This window comes from Mesorhizobium sp. RCAM 06353, from assembly GCF_059683585.1.
The window spans coordinates 32,697-57,719 of record NZ_JCASIY010000002.1 but is presented as its reverse complement, the minus strand read 5'-3'; the positions used below and the strand labels follow the sequence as shown (position 1 = coordinate 57,719).

Annotated in this window: 25 protein-coding genes and 4 pseudogenes; 13 read left to right on the top strand and 16 right to left on the bottom strand. The window is 60.4% G+C overall.

Annotated elements, in window-relative coordinates; translation table 11 throughout:
• Positions 1-209: 209 nt before the first annotated feature.
• The 3 genes and pseudogenes from AC56QX_RS36510 to AC56QX_RS36500 form a co-directional block, all read right to left on the bottom strand.
• A pseudogene (locus AC56QX_RS36510) lies at positions 210-501 on the bottom strand (IS66 family transposase zinc-finger binding domain-containing protein); the annotation flags it as partial.
• Positions 502-617: 116 nt separating this feature from the next.
• On the bottom strand, positions 618-983 hold the full coding sequence (locus AC56QX_RS36505; protein WP_497118694.1) for a response regulator: 366 nt from the start codon (positions 981-983) through the stop codon (positions 618-620).
• Between the two features lie 92 nt (positions 984-1,075).
• Complete coding sequence (locus AC56QX_RS36500) at positions 1,076-1,321, bottom strand: ATP-binding protein (RefSeq protein ID WP_497118693.1); 246 nt, start codon at positions 1,319-1,321, stop codon at positions 1,076-1,078.
• 89 nt (positions 1,322-1,410) lie between these two features.
• On the opposite strand from AC56QX_RS36500, the gene AC56QX_RS36495 reads away from it, so the two are divergent.
• The 4 genes from AC56QX_RS36495 (at position 1,411) to pmtA (ending at position 5,064) form a co-directional block, all read left to right on the top strand.
• Positions 1,411-1,653, top strand: coding sequence for a hypothetical protein (locus AC56QX_RS36495; RefSeq protein WP_475461384.1), 243 nt, complete (start codon positions 1,411-1,413; stop codon positions 1,651-1,653).
• Between the two features lie 1,005 nt (positions 1,654-2,658).
• Positions 2,659-3,504, top strand: coding sequence for a 3-methyl-2-oxobutanoate hydroxymethyltransferase (gene panB, locus AC56QX_RS36490; protein WP_497118692.1), 846 nt, complete (start codon positions 2,659-2,661; stop codon positions 3,502-3,504).
• The gene (gene panC, locus AC56QX_RS36485; protein ID WP_497118691.1) at positions 3,501-4,391 is read left to right on the top strand and encodes a pantoate--beta-alanine ligase; all 891 of its coding nucleotides are present in this window, start codon (positions 3,501-3,503) and stop codon (positions 4,389-4,391) included. The genes panB and panC overlap by 4 nt, the downstream gene beginning before the upstream one ends.
• Positions 4,392-4,467: 76 nt before the next feature.
• Positions 4,468-5,064, top strand: coding sequence for a phospholipid N-methyltransferase PmtA (gene pmtA / locus AC56QX_RS36480; RefSeq protein ID WP_497118690.1), 597 nt, complete (start codon positions 4,468-4,470; stop codon positions 5,062-5,064).
• Positions 5,065-5,723: 659 nt separating this feature from the next.
• Here pmtA and AC56QX_RS36475 read toward each other — a convergent pair.
• The 3 genes from AC56QX_RS36475 to AC56QX_RS36465 all read right to left on the bottom strand — a co-directional run bounded on the left by AC56QX_RS36475 (position 5,724) and on the right by AC56QX_RS36465 (position 8,142).
• Positions 5,724-5,993: a bifunctional hydroxymethylpyrimidine kinase/phosphomethylpyrimidine kinase gene (locus AC56QX_RS36475; protein ID WP_497118689.1), complete on the bottom strand. Its 270-nt coding sequence runs from the start codon at positions 5,991-5,993 to the stop codon at positions 5,724-5,726.
• A 210-nt stretch (positions 5,994-6,203) separates the two neighbouring features.
• Entirely contained in the window at positions 6,204-6,452 is a 249-nt protein-coding gene (locus tag AC56QX_RS36470) for a DUF982 domain-containing protein (RefSeq protein ID WP_497118688.1), read from the bottom strand.
• A gap of 40 nt (positions 6,453-6,492) precedes the next feature.
• Positions 6,493-8,142, bottom strand: coding sequence for an MFS transporter (locus tag AC56QX_RS36465; RefSeq protein WP_497118687.1), 1,650 nt, complete (start codon positions 8,140-8,142; stop codon positions 6,493-6,495).
• A gap of 77 nt (positions 8,143-8,219) precedes the next feature.
• On the opposite strand from AC56QX_RS36465, the gene AC56QX_RS36460 reads away from it, so the two are divergent.
• Positions 8,220-8,879 carry a DUF309 domain-containing protein gene (locus tag AC56QX_RS36460; protein WP_497118686.1) on the top strand — a complete coding sequence of 220 codons (660 nt, stop codon included), beginning with the start codon at positions 8,220-8,222 and terminating at the stop codon, positions 8,877-8,879.
• Positions 8,880-8,989: 110 nt separating this feature from the next.
• Here AC56QX_RS36460 and AC56QX_RS36455 read toward each other — a convergent pair whose 3' ends face one another.
• Positions 8,990-9,412, bottom strand: coding sequence for a hypothetical protein (locus AC56QX_RS36455; RefSeq protein WP_497118685.1), 423 nt, complete (start codon positions 9,410-9,412; stop codon positions 8,990-8,992).
• A 680-nt stretch (positions 9,413-10,092) separates the two neighbouring features.
• Here AC56QX_RS36455 and AC56QX_RS36450 point away from each other — a divergent pair.
• Both AC56QX_RS36450 and AC56QX_RS36445 read left to right on the top strand, forming a co-directional pair.
• Complete coding sequence (locus AC56QX_RS36450; RefSeq protein WP_497118684.1) at positions 10,093-10,395, top strand: DUF982 domain-containing protein; 303 nt, start codon at positions 10,093-10,095, stop codon at positions 10,393-10,395.
• 209 nt (positions 10,396-10,604) lie between these two features.
• Positions 10,605-10,853, top strand: a complete 249-nt coding sequence (locus AC56QX_RS36445) for a DUF982 domain-containing protein (RefSeq protein ID WP_497118683.1) — start codon at positions 10,605-10,607, stop codon at positions 10,851-10,853.
• Between the two features lie 296 nt (positions 10,854-11,149).
• Here AC56QX_RS36445 and AC56QX_RS36440 read toward each other — a convergent pair whose 3' ends face one another.
• Complete coding sequence (locus tag AC56QX_RS36440; RefSeq protein WP_497118682.1) at positions 11,150-12,625, bottom strand: NAD-dependent succinate-semialdehyde dehydrogenase; 1,476 nt, start codon at positions 12,623-12,625, stop codon at positions 11,150-11,152.
• A gap of 463 nt (positions 12,626-13,088) precedes the next feature.
• Between AC56QX_RS36440 and AC56QX_RS36435 the strand changes: the two are divergent.
• Positions 13,089-13,166, top strand: a pseudogene (locus AC56QX_RS36435) (cold-shock protein); the annotation flags it as partial.
• Between the two features lie 195 nt (positions 13,167-13,361).
• Here AC56QX_RS36435 and AC56QX_RS36430 read toward each other — a convergent pair.
• Positions 13,362-13,814: pseudogene (locus AC56QX_RS36430) on the bottom strand (Rossmann-fold NAD(P)-binding domain-containing protein); the annotation flags it as partial.
• Between the two features lie 186 nt (positions 13,815-14,000).
• Here AC56QX_RS36430 and AC56QX_RS36425 point away from each other — a divergent pair.
• On the top strand, positions 14,001-14,921 hold the full coding sequence (locus AC56QX_RS36425) for an agmatinase family protein (RefSeq protein ID WP_497118681.1): 921 nt from the start codon (positions 14,001-14,003) through the stop codon (positions 14,919-14,921).
• A gap of 206 nt (positions 14,922-15,127) precedes the next feature.
• Here AC56QX_RS36425 and AC56QX_RS36420 read toward each other — a convergent pair whose 3' ends face one another.
• The 7 genes and pseudogenes from AC56QX_RS36420 to AC56QX_RS36390 form a co-directional block, all read right to left on the bottom strand.
• The gene (locus tag AC56QX_RS36420) at positions 15,128-16,102 is read right to left on the bottom strand and encodes a LacI family DNA-binding transcriptional regulator (protein WP_497118680.1); all 975 of its coding nucleotides are present in this window, start codon (positions 16,100-16,102) and stop codon (positions 15,128-15,130) included.
• Between the two features lie 145 nt (positions 16,103-16,247).
• A complete protein-coding gene (locus AC56QX_RS36415) occupies positions 16,248-17,360 on the bottom strand; it encodes an ABC transporter ATP-binding protein (protein ID WP_497118679.1) in 1,113 nt (370 codons plus the stop codon).
• Complete coding sequence (locus AC56QX_RS36410) at positions 17,360-18,211, bottom strand: ABC transporter permease (RefSeq protein ID WP_497118678.1); 852 nt, start codon at positions 18,209-18,211, stop codon at positions 17,360-17,362. The genes AC56QX_RS36415 and AC56QX_RS36410 overlap by 1 nt, the downstream gene beginning before the upstream one ends.
• Complete coding sequence (locus tag AC56QX_RS36405) at positions 18,208-19,026, bottom strand: ABC transporter permease (protein WP_497118677.1); 819 nt, start codon at positions 19,024-19,026, stop codon at positions 18,208-18,210. Before AC56QX_RS36405 ends, AC56QX_RS36410 begins: the two co-directional genes overlap by 4 nt.
• A gap of 38 nt (positions 19,027-19,064) precedes the next feature.
• Positions 19,065-20,354, bottom strand: coding sequence for an extracellular solute-binding protein (locus AC56QX_RS36400; protein WP_497118676.1), 1,290 nt, complete (start codon positions 20,352-20,354; stop codon positions 19,065-19,067).
• Positions 20,355-20,521: 167 nt separating this feature from the next.
• Positions 20,522-21,057: pseudogene (locus AC56QX_RS36395) on the bottom strand (gluconokinase).
• Entirely contained in the window at positions 21,054-22,010 is a 957-nt protein-coding gene (locus AC56QX_RS36390; RefSeq protein ID WP_497118865.1) for a 2-hydroxyacid dehydrogenase, read from the bottom strand. Before AC56QX_RS36390 ends, AC56QX_RS36395 begins: the two are co-directional and overlap by 4 nt.
• A gap of 440 nt (positions 22,011-22,450) precedes the next feature.
• Between AC56QX_RS36390 and AC56QX_RS36385 the strand changes: the two genes are divergently transcribed.
• Genes AC56QX_RS36385 through AC56QX_RS36370 form a run of 4 tightly spaced genes read left to right on the top strand, consistent with a single transcriptional unit; the run spans position 22,451 to position 25,023 of the window.
• Positions 22,451-22,846: a Rid family detoxifying hydrolase gene (locus AC56QX_RS36385; protein WP_497118675.1), complete on the top strand. Its 396-nt coding sequence runs from the start codon at positions 22,451-22,453 to the stop codon at positions 22,844-22,846.
• A 4-nt stretch (positions 22,847-22,850) separates the two neighbouring features.
• A complete protein-coding gene (locus AC56QX_RS36380; protein ID WP_497118674.1) occupies positions 22,851-23,456 on the top strand; it encodes an HD domain-containing protein in 606 nt (201 codons plus the stop codon).
• A 52-nt stretch (positions 23,457-23,508) separates the two neighbouring features.
• Positions 23,509-24,234 carry a GntR family transcriptional regulator gene (locus tag AC56QX_RS36375; RefSeq protein ID WP_497118673.1) on the top strand — a complete coding sequence of 242 codons (726 nt, stop codon included), beginning with the start codon at positions 23,509-23,511 and terminating at the stop codon, positions 24,232-24,234.
• Complete coding sequence (locus AC56QX_RS36370; protein WP_497118672.1) at positions 24,235-25,023, top strand: SDR family NAD(P)-dependent oxidoreductase; 789 nt, start codon at positions 24,235-24,237, stop codon at positions 25,021-25,023.

The following is a 25,023-nucleotide window of genomic DNA, read 5'->3' as shown; positions in this document are numbered from 1 at the left end:
CGGTACCAGTGGCGCGCCCAACTGTTTAACTCAAGGCTGCATGGCTACCTTGATAGACCGATGCCAGCCATCCATCGACGGGCTTCCGGTCCCAGAACTCGTCCCAAAGGTTGATGAACGGGCTAACGGCATCGGAATACCCAAGTACGGTGTAGGCTTTAGCGATGTCGCCGGCTCGGCCACTTGCTTCACCGTCACGGATGATGCGCTTTGGAGACCAGCACCTGGGCGACCGTCGCTTCGGTCGGAAGACCACCTTCGATCAGCCGGGCCGGCGCCGGAGCCTGAACCACCGCATCCTCGCAGGCGAGGCATATTTGGGCCGGCGCACGACGATCACACGCAACTGCGCCGGCACGATGTCGAGCCGCTCGCTCCCGTCCTCATCGATCCGATGCAGGCCATTCTGGCAGCACGGGCAGGCATGGTCCTCGATGTCGACGACCATCTCGACACGAGGAAGATGCGACGGCAGTGCACCCGGTTGGCCCGACGCTTGACAGTCTTTGCCAGACGTTCCGTGGGAGCAGCCTTGCTCGTTCTCCTTCTCGCCGGCCGCCTCGATCCGCTCGGCTGCTTGCCCTTGCCAGGGGGGCCGTACTTTTCGCTAGCGCAACTTACATTTCTTCCTTGTCAAGGAACGCGGCAAGGACCTCCAGACTCAGTGGCTTCTCGGTGACTTTGGCGCCAAGGGCTTCGGCCGCCGCGACCACCTCGTCGGTCAGATTGCCGCTCATCAACATGACCGGAGTATTGATTTGCGACGAGCGGAGGATGCTCATTAGCTGCAAGCCGGTCATCCTGGGCATATGCTGATCTAGGATAATATGGTCAAAATTCTCCAGCTCAGCGTTGAGGAGGTCCGCGCCTGAAGAGAAGCCTTCCGCAGACCACCCGAGCGCATCGAGAAGAAAGTTGAGCGCCTTCTGAGCGTCCTCGTCATCGTCCACAACGGCAATCATGTTCCGATTGATATTACTCATGCAGATACCCTTGCAGCGGTTCGAAATGGCGCATCATGCGCCAAGCAGCCCACAAGAATAGATTAGCTTCTCCAGCCCGTCCTTGATGCTAATCAAGCGGGCGCGGCTTTTTGCAGCGTTGCTGTCCCGCCTCCTGCGTTGTGCTCGGCCCACAACTGCCCCCTCGACTCGACCATTCGCCGACAGATCGACAGACCAATCTCCATGCCGGTGGCTTTGGTGGTCACGAAGGGTGGGAACAGGCGGTCACGTCCCTCCGGCGCTAAACCGGCGCCGGTGTCGGCTACTGCCACTGCAACCATGTCATGTTCAATGGGGGAGGTTGAAAGCCGCAGCACGTCTTCCGGCGCCCTCCTTGGCTTCTATTGCATTAGGATCGAGGTCCAGCAGGTGCTGTTGAACCTTATCCGCTGAGGTCATCGACGCATTGCTGGCGAAGCTCCTCGAGATAGCGGGCAAGCGCTCCGTCCTGGATGTCGAGGTAGCCGTCGACCCGTTGGATGATCTTGTCTCTGAGGCCTCGCTCAAGCTGGGTGCGCAACTGCCGCAGTTGCTTGTCAACGTGGCCGAGCTCAAGCCATGCCTGATCGTCGTCGAGCTCGTGATAGCCACCGATCGCTTTGCGGATGACCTGGCGGCTTTCACGATCCACGAGTTCGCCGGTGCGTAGCGCTTTCTGCGAGTCCTTGAGGGCCTGGAGCGTTGGGCGTCTCGCAATGGAGCGGTACTTCAAAAGCGGGACGCGCGAACGCCATGTCCCCCGCAGGAAGCTGACCCGTGGGCGGGTCTTGGGGTGAGCTAATGCAAAAAGCCGGTTGATACCGCCGGATCAGGAGAACCCAATTGGGCCGTGCACCTTCGAGTGCGAGCTTTCGATCGGGACCTGAGCCGCGCGAATGGCATTATGGCCAGCAGCATATATGAAGCGCCGCACCTACAGGTCGGATACATGGCCGCACCAACCAGCAACTGCAGAGCGCTCAAATAGAACCCCTTGCCAACGGAGAGCCGTCCATACACGGCCCCAATCAAGACCTTCAACGCCGCGATTCTGATCGCCGTCCCTCGGCGCGAGGCTGACGTCTGGATCGGAGAGCAAAGACGTTTTCAGTCCTATGTTTGTGCTTCGATAGTCGCATAAAAAGGCAGTCTCGAATATGGGTCTGCTGCCACGGGTTCGAACCGATGGGGCCCCAATCGTCGCCTTTGGCGTCGTCAAAATGACTCGCCATTCGATGAACGTCCGCTCGTCGGTCGTCCCTCTGCCTGCCGACCGCAGCCAACGCGCTGGATCCTGCGTCTGCAGCGCTTTATCGGGCACTGAGCAATGAGTCCCTCAGGCTCCAGCGCGCTTGTATGGCAAAGCATTAGCCTGCCCGATGGTAAGCATGCCTGGCTCACCATTCGTCAGGGCGACCACGACGGCGATCAGGACCGCTTTGACGTCGTTCGCCTTGCCTCCCGATCTGCCTTCCTGGTTGGCTTTGCCTGATGGCCATGATCCCTAGGCTGGTTGGCAGGTGCGCTGCTGAAGCAGCTGAACCGATTTGATTGATTCTGACGATGACTGTGGCCCGTCAACACCACGCGCATCGCGAATTTAACTCTTCGCACCTGCACAAAAATGTGCCAAACGCGGCACCCATGGTTGGTAACGTTGGGGAAGGAGCCCTTGTTGAGTGCGGTTGCTAACACCAGGGCGATCACACCGCCGGATATTCGTTCGCGGAAGGGCGGAACGCCGCTCGTCTGCCTGACGGCCTATACCACGCCGATCGCAAAACTCGTTGATCGGCATTGTGACATTGTTCTCGTCGGCGACAGCGTCGGCATGGTGCTCCACGGCTTGCCGTCGACGCTGGGCGTGACGCTTGAGATGATGGTCACGCACGGCCAGGCCGTGCGCCGTGGCCTGGAGCAGGCGCTGCTGGTCGTCGACATGCCGTTCGGCTCCTACGAGGAAAGCCCCGAGCAGGCCTTCCGCAATGCTGCACGTATCATGGCGGAAACCGGCTGCGCGGCGGTCAAGCTCGAAGGTGGCGAAGCAATGGCGGAGACGATCCGCTTCTTGGCCACACGCGGCGTGCCGGTCATGGGCCATGTCGGCTTGACGCCACAGGCGGTCAATATCTTCGGCGGCTACCGCGTGCAAGGCAGATGCGGTGATGCGGAGCGCGTCGGGGCCGACGCGCGTGCCGTGAGCGAAGCGGGGGCATTCGCGGTGGTGCTGGAGAAGGTCCCCGAGGCGCTCGCCCGCCGGATCACCGCAGAGGTGGCGATCCCGACGATCGGTATCGGCGCCTCGGCAGCCTGTGACGGACAGATTCTCGTCGTCGACGACATGTTGGGCACCTTCGGCGACTTCCGGCCCAAATTCGTCAAGCGCTATGCCGAACTCGGTGAGATCGCCGGGGAGGCGATTGCGGCCTATGCGCAGGAAGTGCGCGACCGCCGCTTTCCGGGATCCGACCATGTCTTCGGCGATGCGCCAAGGTCCGTGAATGGAGAAGAAGCCGGATGACCATTCCGATCGCACGAACCGTCGCCGAGTTGCGCATGGCTGTGGCCGGATGGCGTCAGAATGGCCTGAAGGTCGCTGTCGTGCCGACTATGGGTGCCTTGCATGAAGGCCATCTGAGCTTGGTGCGAACCGCGCTCGCCAAGGCCGACCGGGTTATCGTGACGCTCTTCGTCAACCCGAAACAGTTTAACAGCGCGGCCGATCTCGCGGCCTATCCGCGCACTGAGCATGACGATGCCGCCAAGCTTGCGCCGCTCGGCGCTCATCTGCTCTACGCGCCAAATGCAGCGGACGTGTATCCGGAAGGTTTCGCCACTACGATCTCGGTGAGTGGGGTGAGCAGGGGCCTGTGCGGCGCGTTCCGTCCCGGCCATTTCGACGGCGTGGCAACCGTCGTCGCCAAGCTCTTTATCCAGACGCGTGCTGATCTCGCCTTTTTCGGCGAGAAGGATTTCCAGCAACTGCACGTGGTTCGCCGGCTCGTCCGCGATCTCGAGATTCCGATCGGGATTGTAGCATGTCCAACGGTACGTGAAGCCGACGGCCTGGCGATGTCGTCGCGCAATGTCAGGCTCTCGGCCGAACAGCGCTTGGCAGCGCCAAGGCTCGCCGAAGTCCTCTCCACCTCGGCCGGGCGATTGTCGGCGGGAGCGCCGGCGGAGCTTGTGCTTGCCGAGGCCAGGCAAGCGATCCTCGCTGCCGGTTACGACGAGGTCGAGTATCTCGAGCTACGAGCAGACCATGACCTGTCGCCGCTTTCCGCCGCGGATCGACCGGCCCGCCTGATCGTCGCCGCCTGGCTCGGCGGGACGCGGCTTATCGATAACGTCGGAGTTCTTCCCGGGCAGCGCAAAGGCGAGTTGCTCGCGGCAGCCAATGCCGCATGATTGAAAATGCCGCAAGGCTTGTACAAAGGCGCCTCGGCAGAATGACCCAGACAAATAGCCGTAGCAGGGAGTGGATATGGTCTTTCGATTGAAGGAGCGCCTCGGCAGGAAGTTCGAAGAAGAAGTGCAATTCTTCAAGGGCTGGCAGAAGGACAAGAAACGAGTGGGTGCGCTTATGCCAACGTCCGTTCATGCCGCGCGTCGTATGGCAAGCGTGATTAACCCGGCATCCGGATTGCCGGTTCTTGAACTTGGCGCGGGAACTGGCGTCATCACCAGGGCAATCCTGCAAAGAGGCATCAAGCCGCATCAGCTGATTTCGGTCGAATATTCCAAGGATTTCTATCAGCGCCTGACGCGAGCCCTTCCGGGCGTGGATTTTCGATTGGGCGATGCGTTCGCGCTGGGGGAAGTGCTGGCCGATCGGAGCGGGGAGCAATTCGACTGTGTGATAAGTGCGGTGCCGTTGTTGAGCTTTCCAATGGAACAGCGCATTGCGTTGCTCGAGGATTTGCTCGCCCGAATTCCTCGCGGGAGGCCCGTGATCCAAATCACCTACGGACCTTTGTCGCCGGTGATCAAAATGCCCGACCGCTACGTCGTGTCTCACTATGAATTCGTCGTCCGCAACATCCCGCCCGCACAGCTCTGGACTTACCGACGAGCAGTCTGAGCCGCAGCACGCGCGGAAAGGCGGCATTCCGCAAAATCCTGCTGAAGGACACGACGGTGATCGTCACGAAATTCGCATCGATTGCGCTTTTGTAGCCGCCTCCGCTTTGCGGAAGCGGCTATGCCTTTTAGCGCACACTCATCTGCTACGGACTTCGCCCTGCGGACAACAGACAGCGAAGCTACCGCCACCTCGAAAATCTCGCGACGGCGTCTCGATGCCGGGACCGGCCTGCCATTTTTGAGAAGTGATCCGTGCAGGTGCCTGACGCAAATCTTGCCATCCCGTCCTTGACCATATCATAGCCATCGCCCTCTTTCAGCTGCCCGAGCCTCCCGGCAGCCGGATCAATGATGACGATCCCCCGAATATTCTTTTTTGAAGAGCGTGACGGTCTACGCCATCTTGTGGTGCCTCAGCTTGTACGATGGCCTCCTGGCCTTCCGTGCCATGCAAGCGACGAGGTTCAGTCACTTTACCGTGCAATGGCGTTCGGAAATACGACAGGCGAACCACAATAGTCATGTTTAGGCTGAAGACTTTTCAGTGGACCGCGAAAAAAGAAAACTGCAGCCCTTCCAGTTCTTGCAAAGCGCTTTAATTCGCTTTCGTTGGAGAAGCGTCGTCGCTAGTCCAACTCTTCCGATCGTCACTCGCTGTCATGTGACTGCATGCTTCAAGAGCTTCTCGAACACAAACAGCTTGCCTTCGCGCACGCTGTCTTCAAGGGGCCGCGAGTGCGCCAAGTGCGCCGCAATCGCGCCGGCCAGCATACAACCCGTCCCGCGCATCAATGCGGCGAGGCGCGGCGTGTCGAAGCGGATCGGTTGTTGATCGCGGAGTAACAGAATGTCGGTCGATCGAGGTCCCGATGCGTGGCCGCCCTTGATCAGCAGAGCCTGAGGCCCGGCGGCCAGCGGCGCGTTCACCCTGGAGATCGGATACCACCTGATTTCGGGCGAAGACTTTACGCTGCTTGCGGGCGTTGCTGAAGACGTAGACCGGTGCATTCTTGTCAGCCAAAGCGGCTCTTTACATATTTTCTCGCCGCTTCGGTCAGCGTCGGGCGACGCGGGCTCGACGTCTTAAACGCTCGTTCAGCTAATGGAGGAACTGATGAACGATACGATTTTTGACCTTTAATCGCCGCGTAGGATATTTGCTTCGCGCGCGGCCGCGACGAAGGCCCTTCGGGCGGCGGGTGGATGAGCCTTACCCCGTAGTGCCTTCAAACAGGCGTCCATCGCTGCCCTGCGCTTCTCCGTCTGACGACCAGAAACCTGCAGCAAGATGGCGGCCGCATCATTGACATCGAATACGGCACGTTCTGGGCTGTGGCGGCCAATCTGGACCACGACTTGCCTCTCAAATCTCACCAAGCCGCTCATTTCGCCTCCTCCTCAAGCCCTACCAACCCAGAGCCTGCGATCACAGCCGGAAGAAAAATCGCGTAGATTGATCCCGCTTGCGGGTTGCCCCAGTCGGTCGTTCAATCGAAAGCTTGGTACGAGGCGGATTTGCCATGTTCAATTCGAGCAGATGTTGGTCCAGCGCTTTGTCCGCCGCCGTCAGGCGATGGTTCAGGCGCAGATAGTCCATCCAGGTCGGCGTGCGGAAGGTTTCTGTCCAAAGCAAAGGATCCTGAAGATCGCGCTGGAGGTTCCAGTGCCGAGCACCGACGCGGCTTTGCACTCGCCGTCGTTCCTGCATCCGGTCCAGGAAAGCTTCGACGTTTGCCTCCGGTATTGAGTACTCGATCTTGACGACGATCGGCCCGCTTCTCGGCTTCAGGTCGAGAGCGAGCTGTGGCGTTTCGAAGCCAAAAGGATCCTGATCAGAGTCCTGCCATTGACGGATAGGCATCAGGAAGCCGGTGGCCGCGACCATTACCAGCGCTCCAGCGGAAACCTCGAGGGACAAGGTAAGCGAATAGGTCTCAGCCACTGAGCCCCACAGCCAGCTGCCGGCCGCGATACCGCCAGACGAGAGGGCATAGTGGATCGAGAGCGTGCGACCGACGACCCACCTTGGGCTTGCCAATTGGACACTCACGTCGAGCCCCGTCCAGGTGACGACCCAGCCCGCGCCGCCGAGCGCCAGCGCAATAGCCGCCACCGCCACTGAAGTAGTGAGAGCAAGAGATAGACAGCACGCCGCACAGGCAATGCATGCCAGTGTTGTCAGCCGCTCCTGGGACAGCGACCGCCTCAAGACATTGTTGCAAATGCCGACGCACAAGGCGCCCGTCCCGAAGCCGGCCATCAGGACACCATAAACGATTGGTCCTCCGCCTAGTTGATCACGGGCGACGAGAGGCAGGAGCGCGAGTATGGAAATGCTGGTCAGGCCAAAAAGTGCTCCACGCGCGATTGCCGCCTTGATCTCCGCCGACAGGGCCGTGAAGCGCGCCCCGTCATGGATGGCAGTGGTCAATGGCTCGCGCGGGAGAGGTGAAGCGCGAACATCCCATTTGCGGCGCCCTATGGTCCACAGCAGCGCTACATAGGTCAGTGTCGCCACAGCGAAAGCCGTCAGTGGTCCAAAGGAGGCAACCACGATGCCACCGAGCGCCGGGCCGACGCTTCGAATGGCGTTGTATCCAACCGAGATGAGCGTGACCGCGGCTGGGACTTCGCGTTTTCGCAAGATATCGCCCACCGACGCGTGCCAAGCAGGATCGGTGAAAGCAGCGCCCGCTCCGGCCAAACAGCTGAAGGCGAGAACCATCCATGGATTGAAAATCCCCAGCGCCGCAAGAACAGTCAGCATCGCCGAGGATAACGCTATCGCGCACCAGCCGGCGAACATGAGATTGCGGCGGCTATAGTTGTCAGCCAGGGCCCCGGCGAAGATCGACAGGACGAATACGGGCAGTGTGGTGGAAGCCTGCACCAAGGCGACCATCACGTCCGACGTCGAAATGGTCGCCATCAGCCAACTGATGGCAACGGTTTGAATCAGCCAGCCAAGGCTGGCAACCTGGGTGGCAAGCCAGATCGAACGAAAGGTCGCATTCTCAAGCGGCGCAAATGTCGCCGACGAAGCCGGACTCGCATCTTCGCGCGCCACCCTGCTCATTGGGTTGAGCCCTTCCTCGGTCTATCGGTCGCGTTAGAGGTGCCCTCCCGGCGCACGTGCCCGTGGAGGTATGGCCCATGAGCGCATTTTGTCGGGGCAGCGCAAGATATTTCTTTACCGCTGGCACTCTGGCGCAAGCGATTGCTTCATCTGGAATTTGCCACCAACACGCTTTCATGAATTTGGGGCCTATGTCACGTCCTCGCCTGCTGCCTGAAAAGAATTTCCCGGGCTACGCATACCTGCCTGGCAAACATCCACATCCGGTTCGCGACCCCTTGGGTCACAGTTACCAAAGCGACCCGGTGACCGTTGTTACGGTCGAGGAATCACTCAGTTCAAACGCGTTCCGACGGGGAATCGACCTTTTCAACCACGGCTATTACTGGGAAGCTCATGAGGCTTGGGAGCCTCTATGGCATGCCGCGAAACAAAGCGCCAAGCATCGCCTGTTCTTCAAGGCATTGATCCTGTTGGCGGCGGCCGGGCTCAAGATCTGCGAGGGAAAGCGGGCCGCTGCCGTGCGCCATGCCGCAAGGGCTGCAGCGCTCTTTGGTCAGGTGGCGCTTCTGCCGAGCAGGCTCTTTGAGGTCGCAATCGGGATGACACCCGCCGCGCTCGCGGTCGAAGCCGAGGCGGCCACAACTTTCCCGGCTGTTTTGCGAGAGTCGGCGCCCGACCTACTGCCTGAGCCCGTCTTTGATTTCATTCTCGCGCCCAAATCCGAGAGCGGCTGACCGGCTACTTCTACGGTACGGTTCAAGCATCTTCGTTACCTGGATGCGCTGCAGGTCTCTCCTGAGTAGTCCAACAGGGCAGCTTCGATCCTGGAGCAGTCGACCTACCGCTAGGCCCGGCTTTGGCGGAGCACCCAAGGTAGGCGCCGCTTCCATCGTTGACCTCGCGGCAAAGGCACATCTTTCTCCCACCGCTTTAACTTGCGGGTTCGTCTGCCTTCAGTCTGTGCGTTCGATGCTTCCGGCATCGGCGCTTCCTCAACCGTCGGGGGCTTGGGAAGCGATTCATCGGGCACGATGACGCCCTTGGCGTCGGATACTGTTTCACCGGTGGTGAGCATGGGCTGAGGAGGAACATCTTCGGTAAAAAGCGGCGGCGGCGGCGCTTCAGCGATCGCGGCTTCCGCCTTCGCTTCCGCGACGTCGTTCGCGATGGCGGCCAGGTCAATGCCGCCCCAGATGGACAGTGGCCGCTTCACCAGCCCACGCTTCTGTTTGATCTCGACGACAAAGGGTCGCTGCGGCTGCCTCATGGTGCTCTCGCGGATTTAGGGGAGTTGCTGATGTCCTCTAGGCGGAGCGCACGCCGTCGTCCACCCGCCGCCACGCATTCTCCAAAGGTTTTCGGAGACTTTGCCGCCGTCCAAGCCACGACGAAAGCTGCTCACCTTCGGCGCCTGGGTCTAAGCTTCGGATCTTTTGTCCTGCTGTCAGCATGATCGTCATGACGATCATTTCACCCACGCAGTCGCCTTGGCCGGGCCCATCGCGAAGCCGCAGGAGATTCAGGATGCAATGAAGATGGTGGCCCCTCCTATCCATACTTCCATGTTCCCGAGCGCATCAGACGCGTCCAACGCATTTTCGGAATCGATTACAAGCGACCGATCATGCTGTTGATGGATCTGCGGCGCGGTATGCCGGCCAGAGCTGCCGATCGTGGCGACGCTTTCAGGTGGCGCCTGGGGCTGTCAGTCGGAGGTCTCGGACGCGCCCGTACGACGACACACTGTCAGGACAACACAGACCGACAAAGCCTGATCATCGCATCCTCATTGCGAGGTTCTGGAGCCTCGGCAGGTTTAGCCTACCAAGGCCGCTGCCTTCCTCTTGAACCGTCATTGCTCTGACAACACATTCTGCAATCGTCGGCGGGTGTCGATGAAGCGCCTGTTCACGCGGACCAGTCGTTTCAGTAGGTAGGGAGGAACCAATGAACCCTGAGGCTTCCAGCAGCCCGGTTTTCGTCAAGCGTGCAACCTACATCGTGCAGGAGATTGCCAGCCTTGCGGACGCTGTCGACTTCCTCAATGACTGGCCAGAAGATCGCCGGGACCTGATCCACGAAGCCGCGCTCCGAGCCTGCTATGACGCATATGACGGGCGAAAACCGGTAAGCGTAGCGCGCAATGCCTTTTTCGGCTTTGCGAAACGGGCAGCCATATTGGAAGATGCAATTTCCGCCATGCAATGGCTTGCTGCCTGCAAGTCGGGCAGTGGCAAAGTGCAGGTATAAGCATCTGGCACCGGGGCACGCCGAGGGGGGTATTGTGTTGAGATTTTAAGGGATAGCCGAAAGCAGAAGCAGGTCTCGACATTAGCGGCGCAATCCCATCATGAATCAGATACCGCACATGGATCGCGAGGGGCCAGTTCTGCGACCAGCGGATCCGTTCGGCCTGGCCAAGGTGCGATCGAGGCTATTTGCCTCACAGGAGCGGCGGGATGACCGGCTTGAGCAGATTTGAAAGGCCAGTCGTTGTTCGGCTTAGCCAACACAGCTCAGAGCGGATCGTGTTCGAGGTCAATGATGCTGCCGCTATCTTGTTACGTGACCTTCAACGTCAGACCGTGAAACGGAAGGCCGCGATGGATGCCTGTCTGCAGGTATTGCGCGGTGAGGCTTATCCAGCGGCTGCTCGAAGAGCTTTCGTGGCAGCTGCGCTTGAAGCAAGGATTCTGCGCAGCGATTAAGACGCTGGGATGCGCAGGAACTGCTGACTGACCATCGCCGGGACAGCCGTTGGGCTGAGACGATGGTGTGAACGTTTGTCCAGGTTCGGTATCCCGACGCTTTGCACGGCCGCGCTCACCTCGAGGCGACCGTCTGCCTGACTGCGGCATAACGGCGGCGTCGGCGCGAAGCTGACCTCAAGGTGAAGAACGCGACGGTTTTAGCGGGTCCGCAGCCGCCGCCATCGAGGTGCGACCTGCTTCATATATTCGAGGATCGCTTGCGCGGCCAATACGCGAATTCGCAAGCGGATGCTTCAGATGCCGCCCATGCAGAGGTATTTCATTTCAAGGTAGTCCTCGAGGCCGTGGCGGGAACCCTCCCTCCCGATGCCGGATTGCTTCACCCCGCCGAAGGGTGCCGCTTCCGATGACATGCGTCCAGTGTTGATGCCCACCATGCCATATTCCAAGGCCTCGGCCACACGCCAGACACGCTGCAAGTTCGAGGCATAGAAGTAGGCGGCGAGGCCGTAGATCGTGTCGTTGGCGTCACGCACGACCTGATCCGCATCGTCGAAGCGAATGGTTGGGGCCAAAGGTCCGAATGTCTCCTCTTGCGCAATCGTCATCTCGCTGGAGACTTCCGTCAGGACCGTCGGTTGGAAAAATGTGCCATCCTTGCCAATTCGTTCGCCCCCGCAGCGAACTACGCCGCCTTTTGCGACGGCATCGGCGATATGCGATTCGATCTTGGTGAGCGCCTGCCTATCGATCAGCGGGCCGATGGCAACACCTGGATCAAAACCGTCACCAACCTGAAGCTGGCGAACCCGCTCCACGAATTTGTCGACAAATTCATCGTGAACGCCGGATTGGACGTAGAGGCGGTTCGCGGAAACGCAGGTCTGGCCGGCGTTGCGGAACTTGGCCTGGATCGCACCGTCGACCGCCGAATCGACGTCGGCATCGTCAAAGACGATGAAAGGCGCATTGCCGCCGAGCTCGAGGCTGACCTTCTTGATCTGGTCCGAGCACCGGCGCATGAGCAGCCGTCCAACCTCGGTCGAGCCGGTGAAGCTGATCTTGCGGACCCTGGGGTTGGTGCAGAGTTCGCGCCCGACGGCATCGCCGTCAGACGCGTAGATCAGGTTGACCACGCCTTCGGGAAAGCCAGCCTGATGCGCAAGGGCGAACATTGCGCCGGCAACGAGCGGCGTCTGTTCAGCGGGTTTCAGCACGATCGTGCAGCCCGCCGCCAAGGCCGGCGAGATCTTGCGCGCCACCATGGACGCTGGGAAATTCCATGGCGTAATCGTGCCGACGACGCCGATCGGCTGCTTGATCACCAGCAAGCGACGGTCCGAAGATGGCGCGGAGATGGTCTCGCCATAGATGCGGTTGGCCTCCTCGGCGTACCATTGCAGATAGGCTGCAGCATGCGACACTTCCGATTTTGCTTCGGCAAGGGGCTTACCCATCTCCGCCGTCAATATCGCGGCAAGGTCATCGGCGTGGTCGATAATCAGCTGATGCCAGCGCCACAGAACGTCGCTGCGTTCACGGGCCGTCAATGCCGCCCATCCAGGCTGCGCACTATAGGCTTTGTCGATCGCAGCCCGCGTCTCCTCGACGCCCATGTCGGGAAGCTCTGCCAGCACTTCGCCCGTCGACGGGTTGAGGACCTCAAATGTGCGCTCACTGACTGGTTTGCCAAGCGCCTGCAGGCGGTCAAGGCTGCCAAACAGGTCAGGTGATTTGAGGTGGCGGATCAAAGGCGGGAGCAGCGGCAATGTCGATTCCCTAGAGGCTCTTGGCCTTTCCGGCCGGGTGGACATCTACTGCGCACGTGTGGCTTTTGCATAGGACCACCTCTCACGAAAAGTCATTTGTCCCTTGGGCCGGGTGGACCTGCCGCGGGGAAGGCCGACGGCCAGCTTCCATCTAAACCGGCGAGGCCCGAACCGTCCGATAGCGTCGTCGTCCAGGCCATTTGCCCCAAGCGATCAACTTCTCGTCGCCGTGGCTGGTAGCTCTTGCCCTTCTAGCCCCGTCCGTCTCGGGTATCGCGTCGGGGCCGTAAAGCGTGTCGCTGTGAGCCTCTACCGGCGGACGCTGGACGGTCCATGAGGAGTTGCCGCCGCCGGTCAAACCGGGGCTTGCAAATTTCTCGTTTTTGCTGCGCCTACCGCCAAAGTTTCGGTTATGAATCGGGACTGGCCTGAGGGCCTGCCCACATTGCAATTGTTACAAAGGAAGAAGATCAACTATGAAATCGAACAGGACCGCCGCACCGGCAAGTCCTCGGCTGGCAGCCTCAGCAAAGCTGGCTGACTCTTTTTTCCCTGGCTTCTGTCAACAGCGGATGGACGCGATAGGTCCAGGGTGGTCTGACGCCGCGTGATCAGAGTGGGCGAGCACAGGGCTCGACCGCGCGGCTTGAGCAGCGGATGCAGCAGCCCGCGCGAATTGTTGGGGAAGCCAGGCTGTCTTGAAAGGGAAGGCGGGGTATAGCCGGCCTTTTCATATTCCGGGGCAACCGCCGACGGCGTTGATGTGGACGCCAGAACCGACCATGTTGTCGGTGAGAATGGTGGCGCACTGCTTGTCGGCGGTAACGGTCGTGATGATGCCGGCACCTTCAACCGCTTCCTGCCCGGTCCCGCATATGGTGATATCGAATCCCATGCCAGCCAGGCTCTTCGCGCATTTCAGCGAGGCTGACTGGTCGATATCATAGAGCCTGAGCCGGTCGATACCGGTCAGCGCCTTGAAGGCGATTGCCTGGAATTCCGACTGGGCGCCATTGCCGATGATGGCCATGGTGCGAGCGTCGCCCGGTGCCAGATACTTGGCCGCGACAGCGGAAGTAGCGGCGGTGCGCAGCGCAGTCAGGATGGTCATTTCGGTGAGCAGCATCGGATAACCGCTCCCAACATCGGCGAGCACACCGAAGGCGGTCACCGTCTGCAAACCTTGGCGCAGCAACTGGTCGATAATGATCACAGCACCGCTTGGCGGCACAACGACGCCCCAACAGGTTGACACCCGTGGTGGCTTCTGGCAGCTTACGCAAGCGCTTTCGTAGGCGAATTTTAGCCCGATGGTGCGGCTACGCGATTCTATGAATCCAGGCCGACACGATGAAATCAAGGGGAGTGAATCCACATGCGCGACATTATCCACGGTGGAGTGGCGACGTTCTTCAGCGGCCCGCTGGTCGATGTAGCAAAAGGAGGTGTCGCGCGTGGAGCAATTGCCGTCCTTGGCGTTCCGTTCGACGGCGGCAACGGCTATCGCCCGGGTCCCAGCGGGGGGCCACGAGCGGTGCGCGATGCATCATCTCAGTTCGTCGGCCCGGACTTTCGGTTCGGCGTGGATCTGGTACGCGATCGCGGTCTCGTCGACTGCGGCGACGTGCGGATCGAGATCTCCAATCCTAACTTGACCCAAGCGCAGATTGCGCAGGCAACCAAGGCGCTGTTGGAGCAGGGGGCACGTCCCGTGCTCATTGGTGGCGATCACTCTATTACCATTGGTGGCTTCGCCGGGTTTGCGCAGGTCCACCAGCCCGCTAAGAGCGCACTGATCTCGTTCGACGCACATCTCGACACCGACGTCAGCGACAATCCGGTCGCGTCAACGCCGATCGCGCGCGCGATCGATGCCGGCATGGACGGCTCGAGAATCGCCATTGTCGGTGTTCGCGGTGGACCGAACCCGGCTGCGTGGTCGCGGTATGCCGAAGAGCACGGTATCCGCATCTTCGGCATGGACGACGTCGAAGAGAGGGGCGTGACCGAGGTAGTTAAACAGGCCTTAGAAGAGATCGGGGCCAAAGACCGTGAACTCTACGCCACCTTTGACCTCGACGGTGTTGATCCGGCCTACGCGCCGGGTGTCGTGACCCCCGTCCCAGGTGGGTTCACCTCACGGGAGTTGCTTGCTGCCGCCCGCCTCGTCGGCCAGTGCAATCCTGCGATGATTGACATCGCCGAGCTGGCGCCTGTGTACGATCCGAGCGGGATTACCGCCCGCCTGGCATGCGCCGTCATCGTTAACGTCTTTGCAAGCTCGACGCCGAAGTAGGCCCAAATCGAACGGCGGGCAAAAGCCGCCGCGCGGCTGCATGAAACTTCTGAATACGCGTGAGACCGCCATGCGGGCCAAGTCCCTGGCGGTCTCCGACGTAACAGCTTGCGGAGGAAGTAACGGCTGTTAGTTGGGTTGTAGCTAGATGCTACCGGCAGCGGTCAGAAATGGCCGCGAGTTCGGTCTAGACTAGACTAAGCGGATTAGGATGCTGCAAGGACGAACGTGCACCCGCATGAGGCACGCCGCACAAGTGCCGGCATCACACGCTTGGAGTGAGGCTCGCCGTTGGGATTGGCTATCCGCACCATCAACCGGTCAACCGCCACGCGCGCGAGCTCGTCTATCGGCTGCCGCATCGCGGTCAGCGGAGGCTCGACCATGTCGGCCCACTCAAAGTCGTCGAAGACTGCAATCGCCAAATCGTGCGGCACCCGCAGACCGAGATGGCGCACCGCATCCAAAGCACCTCGCGCCATTCGGTTGTCGCCTATGATCAGCCCGGTTGGTGGGCGATCTAGCGTGAACAGTGCCCGCACGGCAGCGTAGGCCTTGTCGCGCGTATCGATGCCATCGCACACCAACGACGCATCGTCGTCCAAGCCAAGCGCATCCACAGCATCGCGAAACCCGCGGACACGCTCAATCGTTGTGGCTACCCCTGTCAAAGCGGCGAGCATGGCCACACGCTGGTGACCGTGACTGGCGAGATGCTCAACGAGGGTCTTCATTCCAGCGACGTTTTCAGGACCGACCTGGTCAAACATTTCGCATGGCATACGATCAATCAGCACCGTCGGAATCCGGCGCTCATTCAGCCATCGAAGCGCTTTGCGGTCGGAGCCGGCGACAGGCGCGACAAGAAACCCGTCTACACGTCGCTGATAGAGGCTCTGGACCACCTCGAGCTCAGCATCGGCATCCTCGCGCGTCTCGGCCAGCAGCACGAGGTAACCACGCCTCTTGAGCTCGTCTTCAAGGAGCGCGACGAGGTCTGTCCAGTATGGGTTTGACGATAACGAAAGACAGAGCCCAACCGTATTCGTCGAGGAGGTAACGAGCGACCGAGCGAGCGTGTTATGGACGTATCCGAGATCGGCCATCACAGAATGGACGCGGGCGGTCGTATCTCCTTTCACATAGCGCGTCTGATTGATGACGTGCGAGACCGTGGACAAGGACACACCCGCCACGCGAGCCACATCAGCCATAGTCGGTAGAGCAGCAGACCGGTCCCTTGTTCTCATCGAACCACCTCCACGTTTAACGCGCGATCCCTGCGCGAACGATCCTCACCTGCGTTGTGGAAGGCGGGAGGTAAACTCACGTCATGTGTCCAGTCGAGGAGTCACTCGCGACCTTACCCGTCACTGGTACGATCGCCACGCGCTCGAAGCCGACTCGGACTTTAGCGCCTGCCTCGACCCAGTCTTGCTCGTGCAAGCCGATGTCGATGAGCAGCTGCAGGTCACCACCCAACCGAACCCAAACCTGCCGACGGGCGCCTGAGAAGATACTACGTTCCACCAAGCCCGTGGGCGCGTCGTCCCCCGCCCCATGCTGGACCAGTTGGACCATTTCCGGGCGAACGTGCAGCACGACGCAGTCCCCATCGCTGCAAGCGCGATTAGCTTGCGTCGTAACGCGACCGTCTTTGAGCTCGATCAATACCGGCGACCCGGCCGGGCCACCGCGTAAAACGCGACCCTCGAGCTGGTTATTGTCACCCACGAAATTTGCGACAAAGGCTTCTGTGGGAGCGAGGTAGATCTGCTCAGGCCGATCAATCTGCAGCACCTTTCCCTCATTCATCACTGCGATCCGATCGCCGATAGCGAACGCTTCGGACTGGTCGTGCGTTACGTAGATCGCTGTCTTGCCGGTCGCGCGCTGAACCTCCTGAACGGTTAACTTCAGCGTATCGCGAAGGCGCCGATCCAATGCCGACAACGGCTCGTCGAATAGCAGCACGGCCGGATCCGTGGCCAGCGCGCGGGCGATGGCCACACGCTGACGCTCGCCCCCGGAAAGCTGGCCCGGGTAACGCCGCCCCTTGCCGGGCAACGAAACCAGTGCGAGCATTTCCGCGACGCGCGCGCGCCGGGCCTCCCGGGTCCATCCCCGCGCATCAAGACCGAATGCGATGTTTTCATCGACGGTGAGATGCGGGAACAGCGCCAGGTCCTGGAACACGAAGCCGACATTGCGAGCCGCGGGCGATGCGTGGGTCATTTTCACGTCGCCGAACCAGACGTCGCCCGTTGTAGGTGTTTGGATACCTCCGACAACCCGCAGGAGGGTCGACTTACCGGAGCCACTCGGGCCTAGGAGGCAAAGCAACTCGCCGTCGCTCACGACAAGCGAAGTCTCTTGAAGGGAAGCCGCTGCTGCGCCCTTATAGGATACCGACACGCGATCGAGCACGATGTTGGCCATCAATGGTCCTTTGCAGCGAGTTGGCGGCCGAAGACGGCCAGAAAGATGGCGATGGCGACAAACGACGTGAACTGCATGAAGACCGCCAGAGCTGCCGTGGGAGGCTGGATGCCCCGGTAGGAGATCTGTGAGTACAGCAGCAGCGGCGCTGTGATGATTTGCCCGGAAACGAAGAGGGTAACGAGAAACTCGTTCCAGACAATGACGAACACCAGAAGCACGCCGGCGATCAGACCAGGACGCATGAGCGGCAGGACGACGCGACGAAACACGCGGAAATTGGATGCACCGAGCGTTCGTCCGGCCTGCTCGTATGAGACGGGGATCGACTTGGCCACCGTGATAAGGGGCATAAGCATGATTGGATACGTGCCCACAACCATCGCCGCGATGAGGCCGAGCATCGACCCGGCCATCGCCTTGTAGAGAAAGTCGTAGGTCACCAGGAGCGCGAGGCCGTAGACGACCGGCGGCACGAAGAGCGCGACCGTGAGGACCGATAGCAGCCAGGTCGCGCCGCGGAAACGAAGCCGGGCGAACGCGTACGCGGCCGGAATGCTCAGGATCAAGTTGATTACCACGGCCGCTGCGGTGACCTTGACGCTCGTCCACAGTTCCGTGCCAAACGTGCCCAGCAAATGCGTATACCCGGAAACCCCCCACGTCGCATCCGCCTGCACTGACGAACGAAGGGATCGGAAGACCATTCCGATGAAAGGCGCGACGAAAAGCAGCGAGACGGCGATAACGAACCCGTGCAGACCGACGGCTGCGAGGATCCGACGGCCCACGCCCGCGAAAGCCGAAGTGCTGGCGACGCGTCGTTCGCGTATGACAGTACCAGCACTCATCGTTGACCCCGCCCCGCGGAAATTCTGGCTAAGACATACGTGACGAGCAGTGCGATGACTAAGAGTACCATCGCCATCGAAGCCGCGAGCCCGAAGTCTTGCAACGAGGTGGCGCGCTGGGCAATCACGACCGACAAGACGCGCTGGTCACTGGGTCCCCCAAGGAGCGCCGGGATGGCGTACTCACCCATGCACAACGAGAAGCAGATGAGCGCGCCGGCAACGATCCCGGGACGCAGCAAGGGCAGCACGATCTTGCGCCAGCGCCGCGCGAGCCCGGCTCCGAGGATCATGGCCGCCTGCTCCTGGGTCCGCTCAAGGCGCTGCAACGAAGAGTGGACGTTGAGGACCATGAACGGGAACGTGAAGAGAGCAAGGCCGGCGATGACCATCGGCCGGGTGTACATCACGTCGCCGGCATTGATGCCGAACCATTCCATCGGCGCGTCGAGCAGGCCACCGGGCAAGACAATACTTCGAAGGCCGTATGCGAGGTAAAGGCCGCCGAACAAAGGAAATACCAGCGCGGACATCACTGCGCCCCGGTAGCGGATGTGGCGGTCGAGCACGTAGGTGAATGGCACCCCGATGACGAGATTGATCGCGGTGGCCAAAGCGGAGTTGACAACCGAGCGCCACAGCAACGGCAGATAGCGCTGCCAGATCGCGGTGTAGTTCTCGAAGGTATATACGCGATCGAAGAAAAAGCTGTCATGCGCGGTAAAGCTGATCCAAAGGATCACCCCCATCGGGACGACAAGCAGTGCGCACGCAACCAACGTCAGGGGCGCGACCAGCCACGCCCCCGACACCATGCGCTGAGTGTCCTGATTTCCAGACAATGGAACCCCGTTTACCGACCGAGCCTCTGCAGATAGTAATCGGCCCATTCGCGCTCGTTGGCACTCACGACCTTCCAGTCGATCGGCTTGAACCCAGCCTTGATCTTATCCAGGCTCGGATAAAACTTATCATAGTCGCTCTTAATCCAGTCCGGGATGTATTTCAGGTATTCCGAACCAAGTACGCCCTCGTGCAACTCAATCCACTGGCCCTTATCGAGGCCCCAGCTCTCGGGGGGAAGCTGGCGCTCGGGGCTCAGCAGGAAGTTGATGTACAACTGCGCGAGCACTGGCGACTTAGCACCCTTCGCAATCCACGCCACGCCGTTGATGAAGACGTTGCCGGACTTTGAATATACGAACTCGGTGGGGTACCCGTTGAGTGTCTCCAACCGTGCGAGCGGATTCCAGGCAGCAAGTGCGTCGATGGCGCCAGAGCGCAGAAGCTCCTGACTCTCTGAGGTGTCGCTGGTGTACTTCAAGACATTCGGTCCAACCTGGTCGACCGCGTAGTCGATGACCTTGCGCATCTGGCCCTGATCGCGATAGTCGAGCTTCAGCGCCCAGCTAAGTCCAAGAAGCAGCCCAAGTGACGTTGGCGTCCCGATCTCGCCTACCACCAGGCGCTGCTTGAGCCGCGGATCGGCCAGATCAGTCCAGTCGGCCAGGAACGTCGCGCGACTTGGCGCACGAACGATCCCCGGCGCCGCGTACTGCCAGACGATGGCGTAGGGTTCCCGATGAAACGCAGGGTCGACGAGCTGGGCGTTCGGGATCAGCGGCGAGGGGAGGAACTTCTGAGCAAACCCCTTAGGGATCGCCTGCTCGAGGTAGTATTCCTCGATTGTCAACGCGTCGATCGGCGAGGGGCTACCCGCACGCAGCGCACTCGCCAACCGTGTCAGATACGTCGCTGGGTCCTGGGACTCCAGGATACTGAAGTCGATGTCGACGCCGTATCCGTCCTTAATGTGCCGCTTGAACTCCCGAATGACAGTCGGGTGGGCACGGTAGGTCCAGTTGGCGACAACTAGAGACCCTTCCTGCCGGATGGCAGCGACGATGTCATCCTTGTTGGAAGGCTGGGGAATATCTGCCGCCTCGGCCGCGTGACTTTCGCCATATGCACTCAGGCATGGCGCGACGAGTCCCAAGCCGCCAAGGATGCCGGCACGTTGGACGAACTGACGGCGTGAAATACCGTTGCTATCGAGGGTATCAACCGAAACATGGTCAGTCTCGTTTTCCATCTCTTCTCCTCCCGTTAAGTTAGATGAAAGCGCTTGCGCGAGCGCTTTCATAGCCGTTTTCCTGCACTTTTGTCAAGCGGGATAGCGTAAGGCAGCGTGCGGATCTTCGTTACAATAAGAGGCGAGGGGGTTGGCGCACGTGATGCGACCGATGGCCATGCGATGTCGGCGCCAACAATGTCGATCTTGAAGTCGTCCGCGCAAGGTAGCTTGAAACGCTAGAATCCGGGCTGATCTGAATTCAGGCGGTGCCCCAACCAAAGGACGCTTTCCGCGACAATTGCGGCAACGTCCTTGTCGATCGAGGTGTGCAACACACGCGGTTCATTGACCGGAACCTCTAAAGTTGCGAGTTGGCTATCCAACAGCGACTGCGGCATGAAGTGGCCCTTGCGGTGGCTCATTCGCTCCAGGAGAAGGTCACGCTTTCCGTCAAGAAAGATGAATGAGACCGGGCTTCCTGCTGCCACAGCCGGTTCCGATAATCTCGTTTCAGCGCGGAACATGAGACGACCACACCTTTGTCCGCCGTTGACAGACGGTGCCCGATGCTGTTGAGCCAGGGCAACCGGTTTTGGTCGGTCAGTGGCGTGCCAACGCTCATCTTGCTGACATTTTCACGCGGATGGAGCGTGTCGCCCTCAATGAACGGTACGCCGAGGCTGTGGGCCAGCATGGCGCCGACTGCAGACTTTCCGCTACCGCATACGCCCATAACCACAATCCGTGGGTTGGGTAAGACGTGTGCCGTCATCGCGTGTGTTCCTGCGAAGGCTCCATGACGGGATTCTCAAGCAGCAGCATGGACTCCCTGACAGGGGTCACGGGCCCTTTGCCGGCGAACCATGAGACGAGATTGTCCACCATCAACTGCCCCATGGCATTCCTCGTCCGTATCGATGCTGACCCGACGTGCGGCAGTAACACCGAACGTTCATGCTCGATGAGGCCAGAAGAGACCTTGGGTTCATTTTCGAAGACATCGAGGCCTACCGCGCCGATGGTCCCTTCGCGCAGAGCTGCGGCAAGGTCGGCTTCTGCAATGACAGAGCCACGCCCGACATTGATGATTACGCCCTCAGGCCCGAGCAGATCGATGATCGACCGGTTGACAATGTGCAGGGTATCGGCGCCGCCCGGTGCGGCCACAATGAGGACATCCACGCTTCTTGCCATGCTCTCTAGCGACTGATGGAAGGGAAGGTCGACGTCGTTCTGCGCGGAACGTCCATGGTAACACACGCTGAGTTCAAAACCCGCCAAGCGTTGCGCGATGGCCTTTCCTATACGTCCTAGTCCAAGGATGCCAACCTTTCGATCACGCAGGCTGCCACTGAGTGGAAAAGGGCCGTTGTCCCACTGGCCCTGTCGGAGGTACCACTGTGCTTGGGGTATCTGCCGGATTGTTGCAATGAGAAGTCCTATCGCAAGGTCGGCGACTTCGCCGCTTAAAACATCAGGGGTGTTGGTGACGATGACCCTTCTCGCAGCCGCTGCGGCTGCGTCGATGTGATCGTAGCCGACGCCGAAGCTCGCCACGATCTCGAGTCCGGGAAGGGCTGACAGCAAGCCGGAGTCCACCTGAGTATGTCCGCCTGACGCAATGCCCCTGACGAGTGAAGCTTCCTCGCTGGAGAGTTTCGGCCGTTCCCACAGCCGCAGCACATGGAAGTGCTGGTTTAGCTGCCTCTCGACGATTTCGAGCATCGGCTGCAACTGGGCCACCACGGGTCTGGTCCCGACGGGCTCGTTTGCAGAATTAAGGGTCGGTCGGTGGTTCGTCATGCTGCCTCTGAGCTCACGAATCTCGACGCGCAGACTAGGTGCGGTCGTATCGCGGTTGACAATGGCATAGCGCTAGCGCAGTTTAAAGTCTGAAATTTCAGATTTTAGTTTACCGCAAGATTCGACCGGAGCGCGGGGATACTCCCTGGCGCCCACGGACGTGAGGGGCGGCCACGCGGACGTCGCTAGAGGGAAGCTTTTTATGTCACCTCGACTTGCCAGAGCCACGCTGGACAAACTCACTCGGCGTCGCAAGATCCGCGTCTCCGAGGTCGTCCGGAATGGTGTGGTCGCCGTGCTGGTACCGCGCCTCCAGGCACTGTGGCCGCCTCACGACACCAATTGCAAAACAGGAAAGAAGCATGAGCAATTCATCACTACAGGTCATCAGCACAAGTGGCGCTCCCAAGCCAAATGTGCCCCTATCGCAAGCTATTCGATATGGCGAGTTTCTGTTCACCTCCGGTCAGGTGGCAGTTGATCCAGATTCTGGGGAATTCGTCGGGGGAGGGATCAAAGTCGAAACCCGGCGGGTGATGGACAACCTCAAGGCTGTGTTGGATGCGGCGGGAAGTAGCCTGGACCGCGTGGTGAAGGTCACGGTGTTCTTGACCGATGTCGCGAACTTCGCCGAATTTAACGATGTGTATCAGAGCTACTTCACGGCGCACTTGCCTGCCCGCTCGACCTTTGGCGTGAAGCTCGCAGGTCCGTTCTCGATCGAGATCGAGATGGTCGCCACGGTCAATGAGGGGTAGTCACATGGCTTCGATGGATGATTTGCGCGCAGGTGTAAGAAAAAGCTTCCCTGAGGTGGAGATGATCTCCGACAAGGACCTGGCCGACAAAGTCGTCGAGGCTTGGGCCCTGTGCCTGTCGCAGAGTGAGTTCAGCTCAGTCGACAAGATCCTCGGATCAGGCGGCCCGGACACCTCACCGCTTCGCGGCGGCACCCAGACCCATCACATCCGGGGCGTGACGCGAATGGCTATCGGCCTCGCCGAGCAGCTCGAGGCGGTGGTCGGCGACTGCGGCATCAACCGCGACCTCCTGATCGCTTGCGCTCTATGCCACGACGTGGGCAAGCCCTACGAATACAGCCCTGCCAACCAGAAACGTTGGCGCGAGAATCCTGCCGCCTCGGGCTATCCGGCCATTCGTCATTCCCTTTACGGCGTCCACATTTGCCTCACCGTCGGCCTTCCCGAAGCGGTCGCGCATACTGCCGGCGCGCATTCCCGCGAAGGCAACTTCATCATGCGCAGCCTGGAGAACACGGTGGTTAACTTCGCCGATCACGCCTTCTGGGCGATTCTGGAACGTGCCGGCAAACTCGAGCCGTTAGCTGATGGCCGAGTGGTGACTTGAATGGGCGCGACGTGGCACACCGCGGCCATTCAAACAACTGGAAAGTATGGTCGTGATCCCTGATGAAAAACTCAACGTGACGATTGCGGAGACCTTGGCGCTGCGTCTCCAGCGCATGATCACGGAGATCGCTCCCGGCTTCGAGCCAGGTCGCAGACTGGACGTCGACGGGATTGGGCAGCGCTTCGGCGTGAGCGCAACCCCGGTCAAACAGGCGCTCAAGCAGCTTTCCGAACGCGGCCTTGTCGAGATCAAGCCACGCAGCGGTCACTTCGTAACCCGCCTTTCTGAGTTGGATGTACGGGAGATCATGGCTGTCCGGGGCGCGCTGGAGCAGGCGGCTGTCCGCCTGTGCGGGCCGACCCCTCTGAGTAATGAGATGTTGGTGAAGGTCCGCGCGGCGCTCGACAGATGCAGGGAGTCCGTCGCCAAGGGCGACGCGGACGGTTATCGCGACGCGGATCTCGAATTCCATCGGCTTTGGGTCGTGGCTTGCAATAATCAGCGCTTGATAGAGCTATACGACTTCCTGCTCGCACAGGCTCAAATCGTCTCGGTTTACGTGCCAAACAGTAGCGCCGATGTCAGCGCTTCGCTGGCTGAACACGACAACCTTCTGCGGACCGCTGAAAGCGGCGACATGATCTTGCTCGAGCAGGTGATTGGCGAGCATTGGCAAAATAGCACGGATCGCACCCTTGTGCGGTACCAGACATATCTGCGTAAAGGCGAGGGGGCGTCCCAAGGCGCCGGCGCGCCGAAAGGTTCGGTGAGATAAATGAACGAAACTTTCGTAAAGAACCGGCCGCTCCGCCGGCTGGAAGGACGTCGCGAGCTCGTTGTCGGCGGAGCGTCCGGCATCGGCAAAGAAATTGCGTTGCGCTTGGTCGAAGAGGGAGCCGCGCTTGTCGTGGCCGACGTCAACGTTTCCGGGGGCGCCGAAGTCGTCGCGCGGTGCCGCGATGCGGGAGGCTGCGCGACCTTCGTGGAGATGGATATCCGCCTCAGTCAGGCGGTCGCTGCCGGTTGCGGCAGGGCTTTGGAGTTATTGGGAGGTCTGGACGTTCTCGTCAATGTTGCGGGCATCATGCGGGTCGGGCCTGTTGAGGCCATCAGCGACGACGAGTGGACCAATGTTTTCGACACCAATGTGCGGTCTCAGTTCCTCACCGTGCGCTACACGCTCGACGCCCTAAAGAAGAGCAGACATGGCTCTATTGTTAACATGGCGTCTGGGGCCGCCATCAAGGGAGGCTCGGGCGTAAGCCTCTATGCAGCCTCGAAAGGCGCGTGCGTTGCCTTCTCACGCACTTTGGCGGTGGAAGTTGCCCCTTTCAACATTCGGGTTAACGCCGTGTGCCCAGGCTTCGTGGACACCGCATTCAACGATCCGGCGACAGCCCTTATGGGCGGGCGCAGCGCCGTCGATGCGCACGTTGCCCGCGCGATCCCTCTCGGGCGTCAAGCCAGTGCCGCAGAGATCGCACCATATGTTGCGTTTCTAGTTTCGGACGAAGCGTCGTTCGTGACCGGTCAAGCTGTGCTCATCGATGGTGGGATGCTTTAA

What these genes read in the sequence shown, in the direction of transcription:
- AC56QX_RS36505 (WP_497118694.1), bottom strand. Translation starts at nt 983, where the DNA reads ATGAGTAATATCAATCGGAACATGATTGCCGTTGTGGACGATGACGAG.
- panC (WP_497118691.1), top strand. Translation starts at nt 3,501, where the DNA reads ATGACCATTCCGATCGCACGAACCGTCGCCGAGTTGCGCATGGCTGTG.
- pmtA (WP_497118690.1), top strand. Translation starts at nt 4,468, where the DNA reads ATGGTCTTTCGATTGAAGGAGCGCCTCGGCAGGAAGTTCGAAGAAGAA.
- AC56QX_RS36470 (WP_497118688.1), bottom strand. Translation starts at nt 6,452, where the DNA reads ATGAGCGGCTTGGTGAGATTTGAGAGGCAAGTCGTGGTCCAGATTGGC.
- AC56QX_RS36465 (WP_497118687.1), bottom strand. Translation starts at nt 8,142, where the DNA reads ATGAGCAGGGTGGCGCGCGAAGATGCGAGTCCGGCTTCGTCGGCGACA.
- AC56QX_RS36460 (WP_497118686.1), top strand. Translation starts at nt 8,220, where the DNA reads ATGAGCGCATTTTGTCGGGGCAGCGCAAGATATTTCTTTACCGCTGGC.
- AC56QX_RS36455 (WP_497118685.1), bottom strand. Translation starts at nt 9,412, where the DNA reads ATGAGGCAGCCGCAGCGACCCTTTGTCGTCGAGATCAAACAGAAGCGT.
- AC56QX_RS36450 (WP_497118684.1), top strand. Translation starts at nt 10,093, where the DNA reads ATGAACCCTGAGGCTTCCAGCAGCCCGGTTTTCGTCAAGCGTGCAACC.
- AC56QX_RS36445 (WP_497118683.1), top strand. Translation starts at nt 10,605, where the DNA reads ATGACCGGCTTGAGCAGATTTGAAAGGCCAGTCGTTGTTCGGCTTAGC.
- AC56QX_RS36425 (WP_497118681.1), top strand. Translation starts at nt 14,001, where the DNA reads ATGCGCGACATTATCCACGGTGGAGTGGCGACGTTCTTCAGCGGCCCG.
- AC56QX_RS36415 (WP_497118679.1), bottom strand. Translation starts at nt 17,360, where the DNA reads ATGGCCAACATCGTGCTCGATCGCGTGTCGGTATCCTATAAGGGCGCA.
- AC56QX_RS36410 (WP_497118678.1), bottom strand. Translation starts at nt 18,211, where the DNA reads ATGAGTGCTGGTACTGTCATACGCGAACGACGCGTCGCCAGCACTTCG.
- AC56QX_RS36405 (WP_497118677.1), bottom strand. Translation starts at nt 19,026, where the DNA reads ATGGTGTCGGGGGCGTGGCTGGTCGCGCCCCTGACGTTGGTTGCGTGC.
- AC56QX_RS36400 (WP_497118676.1), bottom strand. Translation starts at nt 20,354, where the DNA reads ATGAAAGCGCTCGCGCAAGCGCTTTCATCTAACTTAACGGGAGGAGAA.
- AC56QX_RS36390 (WP_497118865.1), bottom strand. Translation starts at nt 22,010, where the DNA reads ATGCTCGAAATCGTCGAGAGGCAGCTAAACCAGCACTTCCATGTGCTG.
- AC56QX_RS36385 (WP_497118675.1), top strand. Translation starts at nt 22,451, where the DNA reads ATGAGCAATTCATCACTACAGGTCATCAGCACAAGTGGCGCTCCCAAG.
- AC56QX_RS36380 (WP_497118674.1), top strand. Translation starts at nt 22,851, where the DNA reads ATGGCTTCGATGGATGATTTGCGCGCAGGTGTAAGAAAAAGCTTCCCT.
- AC56QX_RS36370 (WP_497118672.1), top strand. Translation starts at nt 24,235, where the DNA reads ATGAACGAAACTTTCGTAAAGAACCGGCCGCTCCGCCGGCTGGAAGGA.